The 2,897-nt window shown below is 33.3% G+C and carries 4 protein-coding genes; 1 reads left to right on the top strand and 3 read right to left on the bottom strand.

Features of this window, described 5'->3' with window-relative positions; genetic code table 11:
- Positions 1-42: 42 nt before the first annotated feature.
- Together BBH99_RS10870 and BBH99_RS10865 are read right to left on the bottom strand one after the other, a co-directional pair.
- Positions 43-609 carry a hypothetical protein gene (locus tag BBH99_RS10870; protein WP_066695432.1) on the bottom strand — a complete coding sequence of 189 codons (567 nt, stop codon included), beginning with the start codon at positions 607-609 and terminating at the stop codon, positions 43-45.
- Positions 610-705: 96 nt separating this feature from the next.
- Positions 706-1,779, bottom strand: coding sequence for a resolvase (locus BBH99_RS10865; RefSeq protein ID WP_066695430.1), 1,074 nt, complete (start codon positions 1,777-1,779; stop codon positions 706-708).
- A 149-nt stretch (positions 1,780-1,928) separates the two neighbouring features.
- Between BBH99_RS10865 and BBH99_RS10860 the strand changes: the two genes are divergently transcribed.
- Positions 1,929-2,489 carry a hypothetical protein gene (locus BBH99_RS10860; protein ID WP_066695428.1) on the top strand — a complete coding sequence of 187 codons (561 nt, stop codon included), beginning with the start codon at positions 1,929-1,931 and terminating at the stop codon, positions 2,487-2,489.
- A 151-nt stretch (positions 2,490-2,640) separates the two neighbouring features.
- Here BBH99_RS10860 and infC read toward each other — a convergent pair.
- On the bottom strand, positions 2,641-2,897 hold a 257-nt coding region (gene infC / locus BBH99_RS10855), incomplete at its 5' end, for a translation initiation factor IF-3 (protein WP_165601919.1).

Genomic DNA, 2,897 nt, shown 5'->3' with positions numbered 1-2,897 from the left:
GCAGACCTTTTCTATATAAATTTAAAATTAGGTGTTCAATTATTAATCTTTAAATCTTAATGTTGCCTGAAACAGGTTTTTCTTACCTGTCAAATCATATTCTTCATTGTATGCAGGCTCATACATCAGCACATACACTCTGCCGTCAATATCTTTTAAATTAAGAGGCTGAGCTACCATTACATCATAAAACCTTGTAATGGTGCGGGTAGCAGTCCATTGTTTTAAATTGCCTTTAGGGTTCTTATCAAATCTGTGATCCTTCAAATTTGTATAATACCAGTATGAAGGTGCAGAATCCATCAGAAACATCTCCTTATCCTTGTTATACATTTCCTCAGCCATACCTGTACTCTGAAACCATGGGACCTCAGTGTTGAATACTCCTATAGCTCCAGCATAAATATCTTTATTTGTTGTTGCCCCCACTAAAAAACCTTCAAGATTACTAGCTGTAAACTCAAATACAAAAGGGGATTTTTTCAGATCATAAACATCATTTACAGGCTCTATTACTTTTCCATCCTGTTTAATAACCACCTTTAATGATTGTGCGAAAGTCATAAAACTTAAAATACAAAAAAGGAATGTTAAACTTATCTTTCTCATGGTATATCTTTAAATAACTGCTGCAAAGATATTAGACTTTATTACCATACACACTGGCTGGTTTCAGGGGTTTTTCTAATGATTCCAGGGTTATTTTTACAACAGATTATCCTTTAACTGAATTTTGATGAAAGCTGCCTTTTGTTTTTTACCCCTGGCCGCTGCCGAATTCGTAGGATAAACTTCTGCGTAAAACGTTTTATCATCTTTCCAGAACGCCTGTGTTTCATCACCAATTTTAAAGTTGGTAAAATTGATATATAAAAGTGTTTCAAGATTATGGTTCTGTGCTGTGTATTGACTGATCGCAAAATCACTTCCTACATCATTATTAGAGCTGATATAAGAAATTCGGTTTTTGCCGGGAAGAATCTGTGGATAGCTATCAGTAGAAATTTCAAAATTAGCTAAAGATTTTACATTATAAAAAGTATAATAACTAACTGCGGTTTCGTCTGAATTTTCTTTGAAAATCTCCAGGTGCAGGGAAGGAGATTGTCCTATATATTCATTGGATAATGTTCCTTCTTCCGTAGATACAGCTTCATTTTGCGTAATCATGGTTTCCTTTCCATTGTCAGCGTATATCCAGTTGTCATCTTTCAGTTTTATCTTTGGATTTTTCACCAGAGCCTCATTAATTCTATTCGTAGAAGCAGTTTTAAACTCCTGTTCTGAAACTTCTGTTATGGTACCATATTTATTGAATGATTTATTTTTAACATCCTGGGACTCTTTCAATGTACTGCTTCTGATTTCATACAGGTTTATACCTTTCAAAGTCAGATCAAATGAAGCTGTGAATTCTGACTTCAGAACAAAGGCTTCAATACTGTTCGAAATGTTATTATTAATGCTGTAATGAATAGAGTAGAAGTCACCCAATTCTTCAAATCCATAATAATTATCCAGCTTATTATAGGGCATTTTCAAATGGGCAGCGTTTTTATCCGGGCTTACAAAAAACTGTACAGAATCCAACCTGGTAAATAACTGAAATGGAACTTCCTGCACATTATCTACTCCTTTTATCTTTTTAAAATCTGCAAAGGTGATAATCTTTTGATTAATTTCTATTCCTGCTTTATTGGCTTCTGTCGTTTTATTCTTCGGACTGCAGCCCATCAGCACCACTGTAGAAGATATTAAAAATTGATATATAGGTTTCATTGTTCTATTTTTCGGACAAATGTATCAGTATTCAATTCAACAGCCAACAAACCCAATGAATATCGATAATAAATAGCTGAAAACAGGGATATTTTTAACGCTATATTTTAATCAATTTTACACCCGTTAAAACTAAGTATTGATTGTTGATGAAAAACATAATAACCAGCTTTTCAGTCGCAGCCGTTTTATTAGCTTCCTGTTCAACTTCCACAGAAAAAAAAGCGAACAATGTTGATTCTACTGCTGCAAAAACAGATACAGCTTCTAAACTTACCCCGGAAAAAAAGACGATTTCAAAAGTAGAAATACCGGGTGATTTTTCAGAACTGGTTCCTATTGATGTATTGGAGACAAAAAGCAAAAATGTATATGAAAAATATGGTATAGAGTTCTCCGGAAACTGCTACTCATGCGATCTGGCAAGCTTATCCATAACAAAAAATAAAATTAAATGGACCAATATCTGTGATGAAAAAGATTCCTTTGAAATGAGTGATTTTTCTGTCTCCGGTGAAGGAAACACAACAATTTTAAAAACATCAGACAGAACTTATATTTTAACTAAGATTGATAAAGCACCCGTTTATGAATTGGTTGTAGAAGGCAAAAAACTCGAATTGAATAAAAAAAGAGTTGCTAAGTATTTTACAACCCAAAAAGCCTTACCGCTTTTTAAAGAACATGATTGTGGTGATTTTGAAGGATAAAAACTACTAAAACCTGTAAGAAAGGGGGGAAGCAATAATACAAGTGATGTCTACATACCCCTCTTTCTTTTTCTTATGAACCATTTTTTTTATTGGATATAAAAAAACCTCAAAGCAATTTGAGGTTTTTATATGTAAAATAATTTAATTATTATTTTGCTGGTTTTTTAGGACTCATCATCATAATCATTCTTTTTCCTTCAAGTTTAGGAAGTTGATCTACCTTACCTACGTGCTCAAGTTCCTGAGCCAGCTTTAAAAGTAAGATTTCTCCCTGATCTTTAAAGATAATTGAACGTCCTTTAAAAAATACGTAGGTTTTCAATTTAGAACCTTCTTCAAGGAATTTCTCAGCATGCTTCTTCTTGAATTCATAATCATGGTCATCAGTCTGAGGCCCGAAAAGAC

The organism is Chryseobacterium contaminans, assembly GCF_001684955.1.
In the GTDB taxonomy this organism is placed as follows: domain Bacteria; phylum Bacteroidota; class Bacteroidia; order Flavobacteriales; family Weeksellaceae; genus Chryseobacterium; species Chryseobacterium contaminans.
This window is presented reverse-complemented; position numbering and strand designations above follow the sequence as displayed.

Coding starts and splice junctions, on each gene's coding strand:
- BBH99_RS10860 (WP_066695428.1), top strand. CDS start 1,929: ATGAAAAACATAATAACCAGCTTTTCAGTCGCAGCCGTTTTATTAGCT.
- BBH99_RS10870 (WP_066695432.1), bottom strand. CDS start 609: ATGAGAAAGATAAGTTTAACATTCCTTTTTTGTATTTTAAGTTTTATG.
- BBH99_RS10865 (WP_066695430.1), bottom strand. CDS start 1,779: ATGAAACCTATATATCAATTTTTAATATCTTCTACAGTGGTGCTGATG.